The following is an 18,277-nucleotide window of genomic DNA, read 5'->3' as shown; positions in this document are numbered from 1 at the left end:
ACTGGATTTTTTTTGGTGTAAAATGAAAATATTATTTTCTTTTCATTACTCTTTCTACAGCTTCAACAATCGCTTGATTGTTCAATTTGTATTTTTCCATTAGTTGTTCTGGTGTTCCAGATTCTCCAAAACTGTCATTAACCGCGACAAACTCTTGTGGAGCTGGACTGTTCAATGCTAGGACTCTGGAAACGCTTTCGCCAAGACCACCAAGAATATTATGCTCTTCAGCAGTAACGATACATTTTGTTTTTGCCAATGATTTCAAAATCGCTTCTTCATCCAATGGTTTGATCGTATGGATATTGATTACTTCAGCAGAAATACCTTTTGCTTCCAAAGCTTCAGCAGCAATTAGCGCTTCCCAAACTAAATGTCCAGTAGCAATAATTGTTACGTCAGAACCTTCGCTTAAAACAATCGCTTTTCCTATTACTAAAGGCTCATCAGCAGGCATGAAATTAGGCACAACCGGACGACCAAAACGCAAGTAAGCTGGGCCATGGTGATCTGCTAATGCTAAAGTAGCCGCTTTAGTTTGATTGTAATCACAAGTATTGATTACAGTCATTCCCGGTAACATTTTCATTAATCCAATATCTTCAAGAATTTGGTGTGTAGCACCGTCTTCACCTAATGTCAATCCAGCGTGTGAAGCACAAATTTTTACGTTTTTCTCAGAATACGCCACTGATTGACGGATTTGATCATACACTCTTCCTGTGGAAAAGTTAGCGAAAGTTCCTGTAAAAGGAATTTTACCACCAACAGTTAAACCAGCTGCTATTCCAATCATGTTTGCTTCTGCAATCCCAATTTGGAAAAAACGTTCCGGGTGATTTTTCTTGAAATCGTCAAATTTTAAAGAACCTATTAAATCCGCACAAAGTGCAACCACATTTTCATTCTTTTGACCTAATTCAGTCATTCCCGCTCCAAAACCCGAACGAGTGTCTTTACTTCCTGTATTTGTATATTTTTTCATTTTTCAATTTAGATTTTTAGCAGTATTCTACAGAACACTAATTACTGAGCTCTGAACACTTTCTAGTAGTCGCTTTCGCCTTCAGTATAATTTTGACCTAAAGCAATTTCAAGTTGCGTATCATTTGGCGCTTTACCGTGCCAAGCATGACTGTACATCATAAAATCTACACCATTACCCATTTCAGTATGCAACAACACACAAACTGGTTTTCCTTTTCCAGTTCTTGATTTTGCATCATTCATTCCAGCAATAATAGCTTCAATATCATTTCCTTTTTCAATTTCTAAAACATCCCAATCAAAAGCTTCAAATTTAGCGCGGATACTTCCCATTGCTAAAACTTCATCAGTTGTTCCGTCAATTTGTTTTCCGTTTAAATCGATTGTAGCGATAAGATTGTCTACTTTTTTTGCAGAAGCATACATGATTGCTTCCCAGTTTTGACCTTCTTGTAATTCACCATCTCCGTGAAGCGTGTAAATTATATGATTGTCACCATTTAATTTTTTAGCTTGAGCAGCACCAATTCCTACTGATAATCCTTGTCCAAGAGAACCTGACGCAATTCTCACTCCAGGTAAACCATCATGAGTAGTTGGGTGACCTTGCAATCTTGAATTGATCAAACGGAAAGTTGCTAATTCCGATACCGGGAAATAACCGCTTCTCGCTAAAACGCTGTAGAAAACAGGAGAAATATGTCCGTTTGAAAGGAAGAAAAGATCTTCTCCAATACCGTCCATATCAAAACCTTCTTTGCGTTCCATTATGTTTTGGTATAAGGTTACCAGAAATTCAGTACAACCTAGAGAACCACCTGGGTGACCTGAATTGACAGCGTGTACCATTCGAAGAATATCTCTTCTGACTTGGATTGTTAAATCGTTTAATTGTTGTGTGTTAGGCTTCATTTTGTGTGTAAAAGTTAAACTGCTGCAAATGTAATTTTTATTTAGGGTTACCGCAAAAGTTTTTAGGAATATTTAATGTAAGATTCCGTTAGAATTTAAGTTGAATAAAATTACCGGCATAAGTTTGCATAATTCACAAAAAAGCCCGCATTTGGCGGGCTTTTTTGTGAATGGAGAAACATATAATATTTGTATATTCTCCAATTACAATTATAGTTAAGTGTTCGTAATTGCATCAGCTCTGTGCGCTTGATTATTGATAGCAGTTAATGCGATTCCAGTTAATACCGCATCTGTTTTTTTCTCCTCATCAAGACTCATCGCCAATAGATTTGCCGCTTTATCTTCTCCTAAAGTTTTTGCAAAAGCATGGAGGGTTCCATAAGTTGCAATTTCATAATGTTTTACCTTTTGATCTGCTGCAATAATTCCGGCATCTCGAACAACGCCAATATCAGTTTGTCTGATCAAGCTATTTGTTTCTTTCAATATGCCTCCCATTGCTTCGCATTTTTTGGCAGTCGCTTCAACACCAGTTGCTTCAAATATTTTTTCCAAACGTGAAACGTGTTCTTGCGTCTCATTCAATTGGTTTTTTAAAGAGTTAACTAATTCTGGTGATGATGCGTTTTTCATCATTTTTGGCAATGTTTTAGTTAACACTTTCTCTGCCCAATAAATATCTTTCAATCCAACTTCAAATAAATCTCTCAATCCATGTGCTGCATTTGCTTGTACAGCTCCTTTACTATTTTCGCTTTTACCCATTTCAGTTCTCATAACACTAGTTTTTTAAGATTAATTTTTTATGAAAAATATTAAATATGATATTCTCTTAAACAAACTCATTATTTAATTTTCAAGTAGGGTAAAATTAAACATATTAAAATGTAATCAATTGTTAATTAACTAATTGTAAATACGAAATGTATGATTTTTTAAAGAAATTAATGTTCTGATTTTAGTTTTGAATAGCCGTTGGATTGTCTTTTTAAGTGGTTTGTGACTGATGATAATTCACATCCAGCCATGAACCGCCATTATAAGATTCAATTCCATGTGCCGTTAGAAACACTTGTGCCTGTCCACTTCTATTTCCCGATGCACAACAAAGAATTAATGGGGCTTTAAGTTCTTGTATTTCCTGCATTCTATGTGGTATCTCATTCAAAGGAATGTTTATGGAACCAGCAACATGACCGCCCATAAACTCATCATAGGAACGTACATCGACTATGGTTCCCAGTTTTTCTTTAATTATTTTTGCTACTTCCATTTTGTTGTTCTTTAAAGATTATTAATCTATGATAGCATAAAGCTGTTTTGCTCTATCTAAATTTACGGATTTATTCAACGGAATTTCTAAGAAATATTCCAGTTGCCATTTTTGGGTTTTTTGCGCTTGTTTGCTTTCTGTCAAGTCCCACGGCGGATACACCCGAATTCCTCGTTTTCCTTCTTTTAAGTTGGTACTGATAATTCCTTGTTGGCAAAGTACCGACTTTGGAAATATAAATTGACCAAATTTATCGTTGCTTTTAGTATTTATAACAAAAAAATCAATATCGTCTGAAACCGCATAAGGCTCGATAGGTCCATTTTCGCTTCTCTTCCAAAAAGTGACAAATTGCCCAATCTTTGTAGGGGTAATTTTTGCAAGACGAAAGAGTATTTTAATGGTGTCAAGGTCAAATTTACAGGCGCAATATTCGGCACTTTCTTTTTCTATTTCAAGATTTCGGAGTTCAAAACCACATTTGTCAAATACAAGCTCTTTAGTCTCAATTAGGTTTTCGGGAATCATTCGTGTTGTTATTTGGGATTTTATGTGAGAACTAATTTTCTAATGGGTGTAAGTCAGTATCAGGTATGATTTTCACTTCTTCTTCCTCATCCTTCAATTCATAAAGTAAGTGTTCAACTTCAGAATAATCCTTAATCACTTTTACAGTAATTATGGCTAGAGGAATACCAATTATTGAAGCAACAATACTGGCAATTGTAGTCGTAGTAAGCTCTTCAAGTGTCTCCGCCTTCATGGAATATCTAAAAATGAATTGCCCTAAAAATGAAGAAATAATCCATAATGCCCACCACCATCCAATGAAATGGGTCCTTAGATTTCGAGCATAATTTTCATCCTTTTTAGATAGTAAACTTTGTGTTTCCAGATACAACTCTTTCATGATTTGATTGGGTCTATAAAGAGAAATGATTGGTACAAACCAGCAACCTGCGGCCCATCCTTCGGTGAATGATAAACTTTCGGCTTTTATGTGAAGATTGTAGTAGGCTCTCCTGAACCAGCGTATAAAAGTAATTCCCGAAATCACATATACTGTCAAATAAATTAGGCCTATGATTTTTTGTCTTAAATCATTATCAGTGGCTGCTTCAGTTGTGATTTGTCCACCATTTGCAACAGTTTCTAATAAGTCATATTGCAAATAATCAGAAAGGAGTGAAATTATTTCGACAGTTAGCACAGTCCATAATAGCATAATAGCAATTTTTGCTCTTTGGCCGTTGGGTTTTAAATTTTCCATTTTTTATTTTTTTGTCAATTTAAATGCTCCACCACCTTGTTTTATAATCATTTGTTTTTCATTTGGCTTAAATTCTAGTTGTATTCCAGCGGCTAAAAACTCAAATTTATCTTTCTCAGTTGCTTCTAACGGAAATGCTGATTGTCCGGTTGCTTGTGCAAAAAGTTTTAAATTATCTTTTGTAATTGTAATTTTCATGGGAAATCCAGCATCTGAATATTCTCCTAAATAAGGATCCAAGTCTTCGGTTTTGAGTTCGAAATTTTTAAAAGTAGGAATTACAAACGGCTTGTTGAAGTAACTACTTAAAGCGGCGATAATGATATCATTATTGTCGTATGTCTTTCCGTTTGATGTTAAAGCAACGGCAATCTTGTCCTCTGTAAAATAATACAACACAGATCTGAATTCATCAATTCCTCCATTATGGCCAAATCCTTTTTTATCATAAAACGGAATTTGGAAAATCCCCATGCCGTAGTTGTCTTGTAAAGTAATCATTTGTTTTAAACTGCTTTCGTTGATTATTTTATTCGCGAATAAAAGGTCAATAAAAATGGTCAAATCAGTCGGATTAGAAACAATTGAACCAGCACCCATTGGGATTGACATATCCGTTTCGGTTTCTTTTATCCATTTTTCTGAAAATTTATAAGAATTAGATTCGTTGTTTTGAATGCTTATTTTATCTCCTACGTAAGTGTTTTTTAAGCCTAATGGCTTTGTAATTTTATCTTTTAAAATAGCTGCGTATGGTTTTTTGTATGCTTTTTGAAGAATATAACTCAACAAAACATAATTTGAATTGCTATAATCTGCTTTGCTGTTTGGTTCAAAATCACTTTTTCCTTTTGCAATGATTGCTACCATTTGCTCTTCGGATTTGGGTTCGGTATTGTACTTTAAATAGTCTGGATTATTGGTAAAATTATGGATGCCGCTTCTGTGGTTTAATAAATTTCCAATCGTTATTTTCGTTGCATTTTCGATTGTTGGGAAATAGATTTCGATAGTTTGATTTAATGCTATTTTCTTCTCTTCAACTGCTTTGAATATTAATGCAGAAGTAAACATTTTTGAAATAGAACCAATTCGGTATTTGGATAAATTAGTTGCTTTTTTATTCGTTTCAATATCTGCTTTTCCAATTGATTTGGAATAAATAAGCGTTCCATTTTGCGAAACGGCTATACTTCCCATAAACTTATCTTTTGCTTCAAGAATTTGAAATAAACTATCCAGTTTTGCTACGTTCATTTTTTGGGAATATCCAGTGCCAAATAATAAACTGAAAAGCATTGTAATTAAAATTTTCTTTACCATAATTGTTTCAATTGTATTGTTGTAAGGTTTTAAAAAATCTTGTGAAATCCCAGTTCATTTTGAAAAGGATAAAAGAATAAGATTTTAGCAATTTTCAAGTAAATATATACGATTAAACTGATATAAAATTATTTTTATAAAAAATAACTTCCTGTAAAAGGATTACAACAGCGTTGCTTTTTTTGGAATTATATTTTTCTGTTTCAGTTTTGAAAAGAGTTATGCAGTTAGGAAAAGTCCGTGTTTTTATGTTTTTATTCGTCCGTAAAAGGGAATTATTTTATGAATTTGAATGCAAAAAAATTCAAAAATGTTCCTTCTTTATTTAAAACAAGACGAAAGTTTTTAATCGTAAATATCTGATATTCAGTATTTATGATTAAATTTAATGTCTTATTAACCAAAAAAACAAATAAATATGAAAAAATTTTTCTCAATGGTACTGTTGATTGCAGTTTGCATCACTTACGCTCAAAAGAAAACAAACGGGACTATTTATGTGGAGCATCCTGCAATTAATGTTGTTGAAGCCATGACTCAAGCTTATGTAAAGGGAGACGCTGATAAAGTTGCCAGTTTTTTAACAGACGATTTTAAATCATTTAATGGTGTGAGTTCTAATAAGGATGATAAAGGATCAGACAAAACTGCTTTTTTAAACGAGGTCAAGTTTTGGAAAGAGAATATTGATTATTTAAGTATTAAAAAATCAGAAGGTGCTTATCCAGATGCTTTAGAATATAAAGAAGCTGATAATAAAGATGTAGTTTGGGTTCAAACTTGGGACGATTTAAAAGGAGTGCACAATAAAACAGGAGTTAAAATTGATACACCGTTGCACCGTTTATTTGTGGTGGATAAGAACAATAAAATCAAGACTATTATTAGATACAGAAATAGCAGTGTTTTTGATGAAATCGGGCATAGTTTCAATGACAGGGAAAATGGTGCGATTTATAATCATCACGAAAACATTAATAGTGTCAGAAAAATGATTTATGCTTTTGAAAACAAAGACTTTGATAAAGCGTATAGTTTTTATGACGAAAAGGCAACATTCTCTGATATAAATATGCCTGTAGACAAAAGCATCACTTTAGCGGAGCAAAAAGCAAATGATCAAAAGCTTTTTGCAAAATATGATTTGACAAGTATTGACATGGTAGGATATCCAGACTATTTGCATTATGAAATGGGAGATGCAAGAGTGGTACAGTCATGGTGGAATTTTAGACTAACAAGAAAATCAGATAACAAGAAAATAGTTTTGCCTATATTTTTCATTGATAATTTTGATGATAAAGGCAAAATAATTTCTGAAATTGCTTACTACAGTGAAAAACTATTAGAATAATTATATCCGTTTAAAAATGGATAACGTCCTAAAATAAGTTGGCAGAAAACACAACTTGTTTTAGGACGTTTTTATATTTAATGATTTTTTAAAGAGTTTTTCTTTTCAAAACGGAATCCATAGAATAGGTACCGCTTCCCAATAAAAATAGGGCAATATAGCACAGTAAATACATTAATGCAGATTCCATTGTTCCCAGATCATCATTTATGTGAACAATAAACACGGCTACTACCATGGTAATAATTAGCGGAATCAATGCCAGTCTGGTCCATAATCCGATTACAATTAATAAAGAGCATACAACTTCTGCAAAAACAGTCAAAGTCAATGATGCCGGAACACCAATGCCTATTGGGTCACCAAATTCCATTGTGCCATTCATTAATTTCATCAGTTTAGGAATGCCATGACTCAACATCAACAAACCAAGTGTTAATCGTAAAATAAGCGAAGCCCAATCGTTTGCATTAGCGGACCAAGAAGTTGGGGAGAACAGTTTTTGAATCATAATTTAAAGTTTTTAGTATTGTGTTCTTACAAACGTAAGATATTTTTGCAAGAATTTGCTGTATGGAATAGCTTATTTTAGCGATAGCCCGAAGCTCTTATTGTTTTTTATTCTCTTGTTTTGGAATGAATTTTTCAATGCTAATTACGGCCAAAATTCCAAGCACGTAGGCAAGCAAATCCATCCAGGCGAAAGAATTTCCAAGAACAACTTTAGCAATTTTGTAATGCTGTAATCCTAATTTTTCAACCATATTAAAATATTGTGCGGTTTCGATAGCAAATGAAAAGAGCAACACAAGACCAGCGGCAGCCCAAACCGATACGTTTAGAAACGATTTCAGGAAACAATAGAGTAGCATGACCACTAAAAAATCTCCAAAATAAGGCCTTATAAAGTTGTCATGAACAAACAAAGCGATGACTGTTTCCAAGAGAAAAAGGAATATTGTAAAAGCAAAATAAGTGCGGTTGAATTGAAGCATTTTGGTTGTTTAATTATTTAGGATTTTATTTTTTATTGCATTCGTTTTTGTTGTTCACTGATTTGTATTGTTTTTTCAAGCCGTGATATTCTGGTTTTTTCTTGTTTTGCGGTCATTATCCAATGTATCATTACCTTTTTGTAGGAAGGCGCTTGTGTATTAAAAAAGTCCCAGGCTAATGAATTCATTTTAAATTGGCTTTCATAATTTGAGGCAAGAGCAACCGGTTCTTTTTCGTGAGAATAAATTCGGGATTTATTTTCTGTACGTAAATCAAATGCTTTTTGTCCTTCAGGAGTCATTAACCCGGCTTTAGTGAGTTCCTCGACTTTCTGGATGTTGATGGCACTCCAAATACTGCTGCTTCTTCGTGGCGTAAAACGAATGCTGTAACTTTCATTATCAATTGATCTTCGTACACCGTCAATCCAACCAAAGCAAAGTGCTTGATCCACTGATTGCGACCAAGTCATGGAAGGTTTGCCACTACTCACTTTATAGAAACCAACGAGAAGTTCCGTTTCCTTTTTGTGGTGCTTTTCTAACCATTCTCTAAATGCTGCTTGTGTTGCAAAAAAGGTTGGTGTCATTTTAAAAAAAAGGTTATTAAATAATTTAGATTGTTAATATTTACAGAAAATGGTTAGCGCAGTCAGACATTAAGGTTGAAATTTTTAATATTTCTAATTTTTATTTTTTAGCTTTTCTAAAATTATGTCGTTTTGTAATTTTAAAATTTTTACTTGATTTTCAAGGATAGCGTTTGATTGAAATAATATTTTGTTTTCTAATTCATATCTATTCTCAACGCTTTTTTTGGTTTGAAATATTGGAATATTTTCTAGAATTATTGGGATAATAGAAATAAAAGCAAAAATCAATGCGATTATTGTTAATCTTTTATTGTTAATAAACTGCTTTTCAGCTGTTTTAGATTGTAATTCTGCTACCTCAAATTGTTTTTGGTTGCTTTCTTTCAAGAAGTTAAGAATTTCCTTTTGTGTCAGTTCTGGGTCTTTAAATAAAGATTGTAGATTTGGATTAATACTTGGAGAAATATTCGCAGTATTTAATTTTTTAAACCAGCTAAAATCGATATTGTTTTTTTCCATTTTATATAATTTTAACAAACTTTCTGACAGCTTGCATGTACTAAAAAAAATTAATACATACACCCAAACAATGGCAGTTTTGTGAAGTTTTTTTTCTTTATACTTCTTCAAATATATTAAAATTTTCTTACAAACCGTAAAATGGGCTTTTAGTTTGCAGGATTATTGCTGAATTTAAATGGGACTATTTTAGTTGTCGTTATCGCTCATTTACGTGAGGATTACTTCACTTTTTTGATATTTTTCATAGGAGTTCAGTGAACTTCGTTTGCAGTGGAAATCCTTTTATGAAGTATAGGCGGAATAAAAGATTGCAACGGATAGCCCGACCTTTTTAGGGCACGCCCAAAATGATTTCCCAAATCTTAAATAAATTTTTAAATTATGTAATTATCTAATTTTCAAATTAACCTATCTTTGCCAGCCGAACAATCGGGTGAAATACGTTACTATGAAGTTTGATTTATTAAAAAAAGATCCGCAGTCCAAAGCCAGAGCGGGAACTGTTACCACTGATCACGGTGTGATTGAAACCCCAATTTTTATGCCTGTAGGAACCGTAGGTTCTGTAAAAGGGGTGCATCAACGAGAATTGAAAGACGATATAAACCCGGATATTATACTGGGAAATACCTACCATTTATACCTGCGACCACAAACCGAAATCCTCGAGAAAGCGGGTGGTTTGCATAAATTCATGAACTGGGACCGTAATATTTTGACGGATTCTGGTGGCTACCAAGTGTATTCACTTTCGGCCAACCGAAAAATTAAGGAAGAAGGAGTGAAGTTCAAATCGCATATTGACGGTTCGTACCACTTTTTTACGCCAGAGAATGTGATGGAAATTCAACGTACCATTGGTGCCGATATTATTATGGCTTTTGATGAGTGTACGCCTTATCCATGTGATTACAACTACGCAAAACGCTCCATGAAAATGACGCATCGCTGGTTAGACCGTTGCATCAATCATTTAGACACGCAGCCTTTTAAATACGGATACGAACAAACGTTTTTCCCAATTGTTCAGGGAAGTTGTTATAAAGATTTACGCCAACAATCAGCGGAATATATTGCGAATTCAAACCAACAAGGAAATGCGATTGGCGGACTTTCAGTAGGGGAACCTGCGGAGGAAATGTATGCCATGACCGAAGTGGTTTGTGAAATTTTACCGGAAGACAAACCGCGTTACCTGATGGGCGTGGGAACTCCGATAAATATTCTAGAAAATATAGCTCTTGGAATCGATATGTTTGATTGTGTGATGCCAACGCGTAACGCCAGAAACGGAATGTTATTTACAGCAAATGGTACAATAAATATAAAAAATAAAAAGTGGGAAGATGATTTTTCGCCAATTGACGAAATGGGAATCACTTACGTGGACACCGAATATACAAAAGCGTATTTGCGTCACCTTTTTGCTGCCAATGAATATCTTGGAAAACAAATTGCCACGATACACAATCTTGGTTTTTATATGTGGTTGGTTCGTGAAGCGAGAAAACATATCTTAGCGGGCGATTTCAGACCTTGGAAAGAAATGATGGTGAAAAATATGAGCCAAAGACTTTAAAAATGTTTAATCGTTTAATCGTTAATTCGGTTAAACGATTAAACAAATAACCGATTAAACTTTACTATGCTTACAATAATAGACAAATACATCCTAAAAAGATATTTAGCCACATTTGCGGTGATGCTGTTGTTGTTTATCCCTATAGGAATTGTTGTTGATGTATCGGAGAAGATCAATAAAATGCTCGAAAATAAAGTTGCGTTTTTAGAGATTGCGCTCTACTATTACAACTTTACTATTTATTTTGCAAATTCCCTTTTCCCGATATTTTTGTTTTTATCGGTGATTTGGTTTACTTCAAAACTGGCGAATGATACGGAGATTATCGCTATTTTAAGTTCCGGGATTTCATTTACGCGCTTTCTAAGGCCTTATATAATAGGCGCTTCCATTGTTTCCGTTTTTGTATTGCTGATGGGTTTCTTTGTGGTTCCTGCAGCCAGTGAAGGATTCAATAATTTTAGATATACGTACTTGAAAGGTGGCGGAAAAGAGGCGATGCGTGGCGATAATACGGACGTTTACAGACAAATTAGTGATGATGAGTTTATCTATGTAAACAGTTTTAACGCGGAGTCTAAAACTGCTTTTAGTTTTTCACTTGAAAAGTTTAAAAACGAAAAGTTAGTCCATAAAATTACCGCTACCAGAATCAAATGGAATCAAAAGGACAGCACTTACACCATGTATGATTATACCAAAAGAACGGTGGGTGAACTGAATGATAAGATTGAAAAAGCACCTCAAAAAGACGCTGTTTTCACTTTTGATTTAGAAGATTTAACACCGGTGGTTTACATTGCAGAAACCTTGAGTTTAGGAAAATTGAATGCTTTTATTAAAAAAGAAAGAGAAAGAGGATCATCTAATATCAATGTGTATTTGGTGGTTTTGTATAAAAAATATAGCGTTCCGGTATCGGCATTTATTCTTACCATTATTGCTGTTGCCGTTTCCGCCATGAAGCGAAGAGGAGGAATGGGAACTAATTTAGCAATAGGAATTGCATTGGCTTTTGCCTTTGTATTTTTTGATAAAATCTTTGGCGTATTGGCCGAAAAATCGAGTATTCCACCCATGTTAGCCGTTTGGTTGCCTAATATTGCTTTTGGAATTTTAGCCATTTATTTGTTACGTAATGCAAAACGATAAATTAAAGAGTTACTTAAATCTTCATTTGATAGTTTTTATATGGGGTTTTACCGCCATTTTAGGAGCTTTAATCACCATTACCGCCGATGCTTTAGTTTGGTATCGCATGTTTTTTGCAGGGCTGTTTTTAGCTTTGTTTATTGCATTCAAGAAGATATCATTTAAAATCCCTTTAAAATCCTTCTTGAAATTGATTTTTGTGGGATTGCTGATTGCCTTGCATTGGATCTTTTTCTTCAAAGCCATCCATGTTTCTAATGTATCCATTACACTATCCGTTTTTTCACTGGGAGCGTTTTTTGCTTCCATTTTAGAGCCTGTTTTTTATGGTCGAAAAGTATTGTGGTACGAAGTATTTTTTGGTCTTATTATTATTGCTGGTCTGGCATTGATTATGAAAGTCGAAATTAACTATTTGGACGGAATGCTATATGCCTTGGCATCGATTATATTAGGTGTTTTGTTTACGCTGATGAATGGAAAATTGATAGAAAAGCACGAACCTCCAGTAATTGCTTTTTACGAATTTCTGGCAGGCGTTTTCTTTATTACGATTTACTTTTTGTTCCAACAAAAATTCACTGCGGACTTCTTTATACTGACAGCTAATAATTGGGTTTTAATACTGATTTTGGCTTCTATTTGTACGGCGTATGCGTTTACCGCTTCTGTAAAAGTAATGCGAAAACTAACGCCCTACACTGTAATGCTGACTACAAATTTAGAGCCGGTTTACGGGATTGTTTTGGCCTATTTTATCCTTGGCGGAAAAGAGAAAATGAGCTTTGAGTTTTACATCGGAGCATTAATAATTGTAATCACCGTAATCCTGAACGGGGTTATAAAACACTATCAAAAGGACAAATAAGAATAACTTTCTCAACGTTTTGAGAAGCAAACTTTTACACATAAATATAAAATTTACCTTTTTGAACGATTTAAAATTTTATATTTGCGGTTCCAAATAAAAACAAAAACGCAAAAATCCTATGGAATATTTAGATTTTGAGCTTCCAATAAAAGAACTAGAAGAACAGTTAGACAAATGTCTTATTATTGGTCAAGAATCGGATGTTGATGTAACGAATACTTGCAAACAAATCAACAAAAAGTTAGAAGAGACTAAGAGACATATTTATAAAAACTTGACAGCTTGGCAACGTGTCCAGCTATCAAGGCATCCAAGCCGTCCCTATACAATGGATCACGTGCGTGCTTTATGCGGTGATACTTTCTTGGAGCTTTTTGGCGACAGAGGTTTTAAAGATGACAAAGCCATGATTGGCGGTTTAGGTAAAATTGATGGACAGTCATTTATGATTGTTGGTCAGCAAAAAGGATTTAACACTAAGACACGTCAGTTCCGTAATTTCGGAATGGCAAATCCTGAAGGATATAGAAAAGCATTGCGATTGATGAAAATGGCAGAGAAATTCGGTATTCCTGTTTTGACTTTGATTGACACTCCGGGAGCTTATCCGGGATTGGAAGCAGAAGAACGTGGACAAGGTGAAGCGATTGCCAGAAACATATTTGAAATGATTCGTTTAAAAGTGCCTATTATCACAGTAATTGTTGGTGAAGGTGCTTCTGGAGGAGCATTAGGAATAGGTGTGGGTGACAAAGTGTACATGATGGAAAATACTTGGTATTCTGTTATTTCACCAGAATCTTGTTCGTCTATTTTATGGAAAAGCTGGGAATATAAAGAACAAGCTGCCGAAGCATTAAAATTGACTTCTGCTGACATGAAAAAACAAAAATTAGTGGATGATATCATTCCGGAACCTTTAGGTGGAGCACACTATGATAGAGAGACTGCTTTCAAAACAGTGGAGCAATATATCATGAAAGGATTTAATGAATTGAAAGACTTATCAACAGAAGAATTAATAGCCCAAAGAATGGATAAATACTGTAAAATGGGCGAATATAAAGAGTAAAATCTTACAAATTAATCTTTAATCCGAAGCCTTACCGTTTCGGATTTTTTTTTGGTTATAAACAAAAAATAGTTACTTATGAACAATTATTTGTAACAACTCAATGACAATAATTTTTTAATTTTTGCTACTTTCGCTCTATGGAAAACTTCAGAAATATAAACCCTGTAAAGGTGGATAAAACAACAATTATAAGCTTAGAAAAAGGGAAATTGCCTCCTCAGGTTCTCGATTTAGAAGAGGCGGTGCTGGGTGCCATGATGATTGATAAAAAAGGGGTTGATGATGTGATTGACATTTTACAACCTGATGCTTTTTACAAAGATGCACACAAACATATTTTTGAGGCTATCGTTCAACTGTTTACAGAAACACAGCCTATTGACTTATTAACCGTTTCAGCCCAGCTTAAGAAAAATGCAAAATTAGAGTTGGCAGGCGGTGATTTTTACTTAATTCAACTAACGCAGAAGATTTCCTCTTCGGCACACATTGAATTTCACTCCAGAATCATTTTACAAAAATTTATTCAGCGTAGTTTGATTCGAATATCTTCAGAAATCATCGAAGAATCCTATGATGAAACAACAGATGTTTTTGATTTATTGGACAGAGCTGAATCTAAATTATACGAAGTAACACAAGGAAACATTAAACGTAGTTCTGAAACTGCCCAAAGTTTAGTATTGCAAGCCAAGAAAAGAATCGAGGAAATTGCAGGTCAGGAAGGATTGAGTGGTGTTGCTACAGGTTTTGATAAATTAGATAAGATTACCTCAGGTTGGCAACCAAGTGATTTAATTATTATTGCAGCGAGGCCAGCGATGGGTAAGACCGCATTTGTATTATCGATGGCACGAAATATGGCAATTGATTTTGGAATGCCAGTTGCCTTATTTTCTCTTGAGATGGCATCGGTTCAGTTGATTACCCGTTTGATTTCTTCTGAAACTGGTTTATCTTCTGAGAAATTGCGTACCGGAAAACTGGAAAAACACGAATGGGAACAACTGAGTACCAAAGTTAAGAATTTAGAAAAAGCACCTTTGTTTATTGACGATACGCCTTCCTTGTCTATTTTCGATTTAAGGGCTAAAGCGAGACGTTTGGTTTCACAGCATGGTATCCGAATTATCATTGTCGATTACTTGCAATTGATGACTGCCGGAGGAAACGGAAAAGGTGGAGGAAATAGAGAGCAGGAGATTTCTACGATTTCCCGAAACTTAAAAGCATTGGCAAAGGAATTAAATGTTCCGGTTATTGCTCTTTCTCAATTGTCGCGTGCGGTGGAAACTCGTGGTTCGAGTAAAAGACCTTTGCTTTCTGACCTTCGTGAATCTGGGGCGATTGAGCAGGATGCCGATATTGTATCGTTTTTATACCGTCCTGAATATTATAAAATTGATGAATGGGATGATGATGAAGCTTCCCCTACAACTGGTCAGGCAGAAATAATGATTGCTAAACACCGTAATGGTAGTATAGAAAACGTTCGATTGAAGTTTATTGGACATTTAGGTAAGTTTGATAATCTGGAAGATTTCAGTGGTGGTTATGATGATTTACCGTCTAGTATGAACCAAGAAGATAATCCTTTTATCACTAAAAATCTCCCTTCGGCTAATGAAGCTTTTGGAAGTAATTTGAATGATTTGGATGATGACAGTGACGTTCCGTTTTAGAAAATTAAACAAGTCAGATATTGTTTTTAGAATATAAAATTAAAAAGCCTGAATCAAATGAATGATTTAGGCTTTTTAATTTTGTAATACATAGGATGTATTTTGTTAAAACAATAAAAAGTAGTAGTTTAGCTATCGATTTTTATTTTTAAATATAGTGTTGACCAAAACCTAAAACCTATGTCACAAGAAACTACTTCTGAAAACCATAAACAAACAAAAACTGTAAATGCAATTCCTTTAAAAACTGCACAAAAATGGGCCAAACGTTGGACTAAAAAAGAAGGAGATTACAACAAACACCATCATGTTAATGCTTTTTTGATTCCAAAAGTAGATTTACTGGAAGTATTGGCTGAAGGCGTTGATGCCGTTAGAGCTTACATTGGGATAGATGATAATAATGTAGAGAAATTGATGATCGTAGGTACTAAATACGATCCTGTAACAAAAATTTATGTAGACATGATTACCGTTGGGGTAGGGAATGCGACTGCCGAGGAAGATAATATTTATGATTTTTCAACGCCTTGCCCACCAGCGGGGGATCCTGAAAGTCCTTTAAATGTATAATTAAAATGTATTATGTACTTGTAAATATTGGTTATTTAATTTTATTTTTTAATCTGATACTATTTATAAAAGGTTTTGCCAATAAAGGCAAAGCTTATAAAATCTTCACTTGGTATTTGGGAGTGGTTTTTACTATACAAATCATATCGAATATCTTTATGAGAATGAATACTAACAACTTATTCTTGTCTCATTTCTATTTTATTGGCCAATTTATTTTATTGAGCTTTTTTTATATAACGCTTCTAAAAGAAGAGTTTCAAAAGAAGCTGGTGAAAGCTGGTTTGGTAATAGGATTAATGGCTTTATCTATACAATATGCGTATGATACCAGCCTGTTTTTTAAATTCAATTTATTCGAAATATTCATCACCTCTTTTTTGCTAATCATTTATGCCACCATTCATTTTTATAATATGTTGAATGAAAAAAAGGAATTTTATTATGTTAATGTTGGGCTTCTGATATATTTATTAGGAAGTACGATATTATTTCTTGTTGGTAATTTGACAGCTGTTTTAAGCCCAAAAATGAGTTTGTTTACCTGGATATTGAATGCTTTGCTTATTATTATAAATCAATTTTTTATTTTAATAGAATGGAAAAAAAGTTTTTATAAAAAGGAAATTAATACCGCTTTATGAAAGTAAACACACTACAAGAAAGTGAAATAATTGAAATCGTAATTTATAGTTGTGTCGCTTTTCTTTTAATGGGATTTGTTTTGATATTGTTTTTCTATTTTTCAAGAAAGAAAATTATTCAAAAGGAATTAGAAAAAAAAGATTTAGAAATTCAGTATCAAAAAGAACTTTTGAGCGCTGTAATTATTACTCAGGAAGAGGAACGCAAGCGTATTGCCCAAGATTTGCATGACGATATTAGTTCTAAACTCAACATAGTTTCTTTGAACAGTCATTTGCTTACCACGCCTAATTTAACCGAAAATGAGGTAGCTGAAATCACGACCAATATCATTAATCTTACGACCAAAGCATTAGATAATTCAAGGAAAATTGCACACGGTTTGTTGCCTCCAGTATTGGAAAAATTTGGATTGCATGCAGGTGTTGAAGAATTGTGTTTGGAATTTAGCAGTTCCAAAGCTGTAAAAGTAAATTATGAAAATAAAACTGCTTTTGATATTACTGACAATGATAAACATTTACACGTATTTAGAATTTTGCAAGAGCTGATGAACAATTCGTTGCGTCATGGAAAAGCATCCTTTATTTCGATTGTTTTTGAAAATAAGAATGAAAAGAATTGGTGTTTTTACACGGATGACGGAATTGGTTTTGAAATGAAAAACAATGAAAATCAGAAAGGTCTGGGAATGAAAAATATAGAAAGCAGAATCGCTTTTTTAAACGGTAAAATGACCTTGGAATCATCAATAAATAAAGGTATTTCAGTAGTTTTTAATTTTTAAAGAATGAACAAAACTATAAAAATAATATTAGTGGATGACGAGATTCTTTTTAGAAAAGGAATCTCTTTTTTATTGGGACGCGAAACAAATATTGAGATTATTTTTGAAGCTTCTAATGGTGATGAATTGATTTCTTTTCTCCAAAACAATAAAGATAATCATCCTGATATTATTATCATGGATTTAAAAATGCCAATAATAAATGGAGTTGAGGCAACTAAGATTATTCGAAAGGAATTTCCGGAACTAAAAATCATCGCTCTGACCAGTTATGATTCGAAATCTTTTGTGGCTAATATGATTGATGTAGGTGCTGTTTCGTATTTGATAAAAAATGCAACGCCACAAGAATTACTGACTACAATTAAAGAAGTCGCCTCAAAGGGATTTTATTACACGGATTATGTCATGAAAATAATTCAGGCTGATGTATTGACTAATAAGAAGACCAAGAGTAATTTTGACAGCAACTTTCTTAGTCCACGAGAGATTGAAGTGCTTAAACTTATTTGTATTCAAAAAAGTACGGTGGAAATTGCTGAGCAACTTTTTATAAGTCCGAGAACAGTAGAAGGACATAGAAATAATTTGTTGCTGAAAACCGAATCCAGAAACATTGCCGGTTTAGTGGTTTATGCCGTTCAGAACGAATTGATGTTGCTGAACGATTAATTCTAT

At 33.8% G+C, this 18,277-nt stretch carries 21 protein-coding genes; 10 read left to right on the top strand and 11 right to left on the bottom strand.

Annotated features, from left to right (window positions below; translation table 11 throughout):
• Positions 1 to 31: 31 nt before the first annotated feature.
• From CLV00_RS15600 to CLV00_RS15570, 7 genes are all read right to left on the bottom strand, one after another.
• Positions 32 to 985, bottom strand: a complete 954-nt coding sequence (locus tag CLV00_RS15600) for a transketolase family protein (RefSeq protein ID WP_099716041.1) — start codon at positions 983 to 985, stop codon at positions 32 to 34.
• A gap of 62 nt (positions 986 to 1,047) precedes the next feature.
• Positions 1,048 to 1,899, bottom strand: a complete 852-nt coding sequence (locus CLV00_RS15595) for a transketolase (RefSeq protein ID WP_099716040.1) — start codon at positions 1,897 to 1,899, stop codon at positions 1,048 to 1,050.
• Between the two features lie 216 nt (positions 1,900 to 2,115).
• Positions 2,116 to 2,679 carry a ferritin-like domain-containing protein gene (locus tag CLV00_RS15590; RefSeq protein ID WP_233206921.1) on the bottom strand — a complete coding sequence of 188 codons (564 nt, stop codon included), beginning with the start codon at positions 2,677 to 2,679 and terminating at the stop codon, positions 2,116 to 2,118.
• A gap of 211 nt (positions 2,680 to 2,890) precedes the next feature.
• Positions 2,891 to 3,175 (bottom strand): rhodanese-like domain-containing protein, encoded by a 285-nt coding sequence (locus CLV00_RS15585; protein WP_099716039.1) that lies wholly within the window; start codon positions 3,173 to 3,175, stop codon positions 2,891 to 2,893.
• Positions 3,176 to 3,196: 21 nt separating this feature from the next.
• A complete protein-coding gene (locus CLV00_RS15580; RefSeq protein ID WP_099716038.1) occupies positions 3,197 to 3,703 on the bottom strand; it encodes a MepB family protein in 507 nt (168 codons plus the stop codon).
• Positions 3,704 to 3,734: 31 nt separating this feature from the next.
• Positions 3,735 to 4,445: a DUF4328 domain-containing protein gene (locus CLV00_RS15575; protein ID WP_099716037.1), complete on the bottom strand. Its 711-nt coding sequence runs from the start codon at positions 4,443 to 4,445 to the stop codon at positions 3,735 to 3,737.
• Between the two features lie 3 nt (positions 4,446 to 4,448).
• Entirely contained in the window at positions 4,449 to 5,702 is a 1,254-nt protein-coding gene (locus CLV00_RS15570; RefSeq protein WP_233206920.1) for a serine hydrolase, read from the bottom strand.
• Positions 5,703 to 6,186: 484 nt separating this feature from the next.
• Between CLV00_RS15570 and CLV00_RS15565 the strand changes: the two genes are divergently transcribed.
• Positions 6,187 to 7,122 carry a hypothetical protein gene (locus tag CLV00_RS15565; RefSeq protein ID WP_099716035.1) on the top strand — a complete coding sequence of 312 codons (936 nt, stop codon included), beginning with the start codon at positions 6,187 to 6,189 and terminating at the stop codon, positions 7,120 to 7,122.
• A gap of 88 nt (positions 7,123 to 7,210) precedes the next feature.
• Here CLV00_RS15565 and CLV00_RS15560 read toward each other — a convergent pair whose 3' ends face one another.
• The 4 genes from CLV00_RS15560 to CLV00_RS15545 form a co-directional block, all read right to left on the bottom strand.
• A complete protein-coding gene (locus tag CLV00_RS15560; RefSeq protein ID WP_099716034.1) occupies positions 7,211 to 7,633 on the bottom strand; it encodes a DoxX family protein in 423 nt (140 codons plus the stop codon).
• Between the two features lie 97 nt (positions 7,634 to 7,730).
• The gene (locus tag CLV00_RS15555) at positions 7,731 to 8,117 is read right to left on the bottom strand and encodes a DUF2809 domain-containing protein (protein WP_099716033.1); all 387 of its coding nucleotides are present in this window, start codon (positions 8,115 to 8,117) and stop codon (positions 7,731 to 7,733) included.
• A gap of 32 nt (positions 8,118 to 8,149) precedes the next feature.
• Positions 8,150 to 8,707 (bottom strand): YdeI family protein, encoded by a 558-nt coding sequence (locus CLV00_RS15550; RefSeq protein WP_099716032.1) that lies wholly within the window; start codon positions 8,705 to 8,707, stop codon positions 8,150 to 8,152.
• Between the two features lie 93 nt (positions 8,708 to 8,800).
• Positions 8,801 to 9,229 (bottom strand): hypothetical protein, encoded by a 429-nt coding sequence (locus CLV00_RS15545; protein WP_143394903.1) that lies wholly within the window; start codon positions 9,227 to 9,229, stop codon positions 8,801 to 8,803.
• A 451-nt stretch (positions 9,230 to 9,680) separates the two neighbouring features.
• Here CLV00_RS15545 and tgt point away from each other — a divergent pair, with 451 nt between their 5' ends.
• From tgt to CLV00_RS15500, 9 genes are all read left to right on the top strand, one after another.
• The gene (gene tgt, locus CLV00_RS15540) at positions 9,681 to 10,811 is read left to right on the top strand and encodes a tRNA guanosine(34) transglycosylase Tgt (protein ID WP_099716030.1); all 1,131 of its coding nucleotides are present in this window, start codon (positions 9,681 to 9,683) and stop codon (positions 10,809 to 10,811) included.
• Between the two features lie 66 nt (positions 10,812 to 10,877).
• The gene (locus CLV00_RS15535; RefSeq protein ID WP_099716029.1) at positions 10,878 to 11,966 is read left to right on the top strand and encodes an LptF/LptG family permease; all 1,089 of its coding nucleotides are present in this window, start codon (positions 10,878 to 10,880) and stop codon (positions 11,964 to 11,966) included.
• The gene (locus CLV00_RS15530) at positions 11,953 to 12,834 is read left to right on the top strand and encodes a DMT family transporter (protein WP_099716028.1); all 882 of its coding nucleotides are present in this window, start codon (positions 11,953 to 11,955) and stop codon (positions 12,832 to 12,834) included. Before CLV00_RS15535 ends, CLV00_RS15530 begins: the two co-directional genes overlap by 14 nt.
• A 121-nt stretch (positions 12,835 to 12,955) precedes the next feature.
• Positions 12,956 to 13,909, top strand: a complete 954-nt coding sequence (locus tag CLV00_RS15525; protein WP_099716027.1) for an acetyl-CoA carboxylase carboxyltransferase subunit alpha — start codon at positions 12,956 to 12,958, stop codon at positions 13,907 to 13,909.
• 140 nt (positions 13,910 to 14,049) lie between these two features.
• Positions 14,050 to 15,594, top strand: a complete 1,545-nt coding sequence (gene dnaB / locus CLV00_RS15520) for a replicative DNA helicase (protein WP_099716026.1) — start codon at positions 14,050 to 14,052, stop codon at positions 15,592 to 15,594.
• Between the two features lie 180 nt (positions 15,595 to 15,774).
• On the top strand, positions 15,775 to 16,167 hold the full coding sequence (locus CLV00_RS15515; protein ID WP_099716025.1) for a hypothetical protein: 393 nt from the start codon (positions 15,775 to 15,777) through the stop codon (positions 16,165 to 16,167).
• A gap of 5 nt (positions 16,168 to 16,172) precedes the next feature.
• Positions 16,173 to 16,811, top strand: coding sequence for a hypothetical protein (locus tag CLV00_RS15510; protein ID WP_099716024.1), 639 nt, complete (start codon positions 16,173 to 16,175; stop codon positions 16,809 to 16,811).
• Positions 16,808 to 17,599, top strand: a complete 792-nt coding sequence (locus CLV00_RS15505) for a sensor histidine kinase (RefSeq protein WP_099716023.1) — start codon at positions 16,808 to 16,810, stop codon at positions 17,597 to 17,599. The genes CLV00_RS15510 and CLV00_RS15505 overlap by 4 nt, the downstream gene beginning before the upstream one ends.
• Positions 17,600 to 17,602: 3 nt before the next feature.
• Complete coding sequence (locus tag CLV00_RS15500; protein ID WP_099716022.1) at positions 17,603 to 18,271, top strand: response regulator transcription factor; 669 nt, start codon at positions 17,603 to 17,605, stop codon at positions 18,269 to 18,271.
• Positions 18,272 to 18,277 lie beyond the last annotated feature (6 nt).

The organism is Flavobacterium sp. 11 (assembly GCF_002754315.1).
GTDB lineage: Bacteria > Bacteroidota > Bacteroidia > Flavobacteriales > Flavobacteriaceae > Flavobacterium > Flavobacterium algoritolerans.
Note: the sequence above shows the minus strand (reverse complement) of the source record. Positions and strands in the feature narration are given on the sequence as shown.

What these genes read in the sequence shown, in the direction of transcription:
- CLV00_RS15580 (WP_099716038.1), bottom strand. Translation starts at nt 3,703, where the DNA reads ATGATTCCCGAAAACCTAATTGAGACTAAAGAGCTTGTATTTGACAAA.
- CLV00_RS15535 (WP_099716029.1), top strand. Translation starts at nt 10,878, where the DNA reads ATGCTTACAATAATAGACAAATACATCCTAAAAAGATATTTAGCCACA.
- CLV00_RS15550 (WP_099716032.1), bottom strand. Translation starts at nt 8,707, where the DNA reads ATGACACCAACCTTTTTTGCAACACAAGCAGCATTTAGAGAATGGTTA.
- CLV00_RS15565 (WP_099716035.1), top strand. Translation starts at nt 6,187, where the DNA reads ATGAAAAAATTTTTCTCAATGGTACTGTTGATTGCAGTTTGCATCACT.
- dnaB (WP_099716026.1), top strand. Translation starts at nt 14,050, where the DNA reads ATGGAAAACTTCAGAAATATAAACCCTGTAAAGGTGGATAAAACAACA.
- CLV00_RS15595 (WP_099716040.1), bottom strand. Translation starts at nt 1,899, where the DNA reads ATGAAGCCTAACACACAACAATTAAACGATTTAACAATCCAAGTCAGA.
- CLV00_RS15505 (WP_099716023.1), top strand. Translation starts at nt 16,808, where the DNA reads ATGAAAGTAAACACACTACAAGAAAGTGAAATAATTGAAATCGTAATT.
- CLV00_RS15560 (WP_099716034.1), bottom strand. Translation starts at nt 7,633, where the DNA reads ATGATTCAAAAACTGTTCTCCCCAACTTCTTGGTCCGCTAATGCAAAC.
- CLV00_RS15500 (WP_099716022.1), top strand. Translation starts at nt 17,603, where the DNA reads ATGAACAAAACTATAAAAATAATATTAGTGGATGACGAGATTCTTTTT.
- CLV00_RS15510 (WP_099716024.1), top strand. Translation starts at nt 16,173, where the DNA reads ATGTATTATGTACTTGTAAATATTGGTTATTTAATTTTATTTTTTAAT.
- CLV00_RS15600 (WP_099716041.1), bottom strand. Translation starts at nt 985, where the DNA reads ATGAAAAAATATACAAATACAGGAAGTAAAGACACTCGTTCGGGTTTT.
- CLV00_RS15545 (WP_143394903.1), bottom strand. Translation starts at nt 9,229, where the DNA reads ATGGAAAAAAACAATATCGATTTTAGCTGGTTTAAAAAATTAAATACT.
- CLV00_RS15555 (WP_099716033.1), bottom strand. Translation starts at nt 8,117, where the DNA reads ATGCTTCAATTCAACCGCACTTATTTTGCTTTTACAATATTCCTTTTT.
- tgt (WP_099716030.1), top strand. Translation starts at nt 9,681, where the DNA reads ATGAAGTTTGATTTATTAAAAAAAGATCCGCAGTCCAAAGCCAGAGCG.
- CLV00_RS15515 (WP_099716025.1), top strand. Translation starts at nt 15,775, where the DNA reads ATGTCACAAGAAACTACTTCTGAAAACCATAAACAAACAAAAACTGTA.
- CLV00_RS15575 (WP_099716037.1), bottom strand. Translation starts at nt 4,445, where the DNA reads ATGGAAAATTTAAAACCCAACGGCCAAAGAGCAAAAATTGCTATTATG.
- CLV00_RS15570 (WP_233206920.1), bottom strand. Translation starts at nt 5,702, where the DNA reads ATGAACGTAGCAAAACTGGATAGTTTATTTCAAATTCTTGAAGCAAAA.
- CLV00_RS15530 (WP_099716028.1), top strand. Translation starts at nt 11,953, where the DNA reads ATGCAAAACGATAAATTAAAGAGTTACTTAAATCTTCATTTGATAGTT.
- CLV00_RS15525 (WP_099716027.1), top strand. Translation starts at nt 12,956, where the DNA reads ATGGAATATTTAGATTTTGAGCTTCCAATAAAAGAACTAGAAGAACAG.
- CLV00_RS15590 (WP_233206921.1), bottom strand. Translation starts at nt 2,679, where the DNA reads ATGAGAACTGAAATGGGTAAAAGCGAAAATAGTAAAGGAGCTGTACAA.
- CLV00_RS15585 (WP_099716039.1), bottom strand. Translation starts at nt 3,175, where the DNA reads ATGGAAGTAGCAAAAATAATTAAAGAAAAACTGGGAACCATAGTCGAT.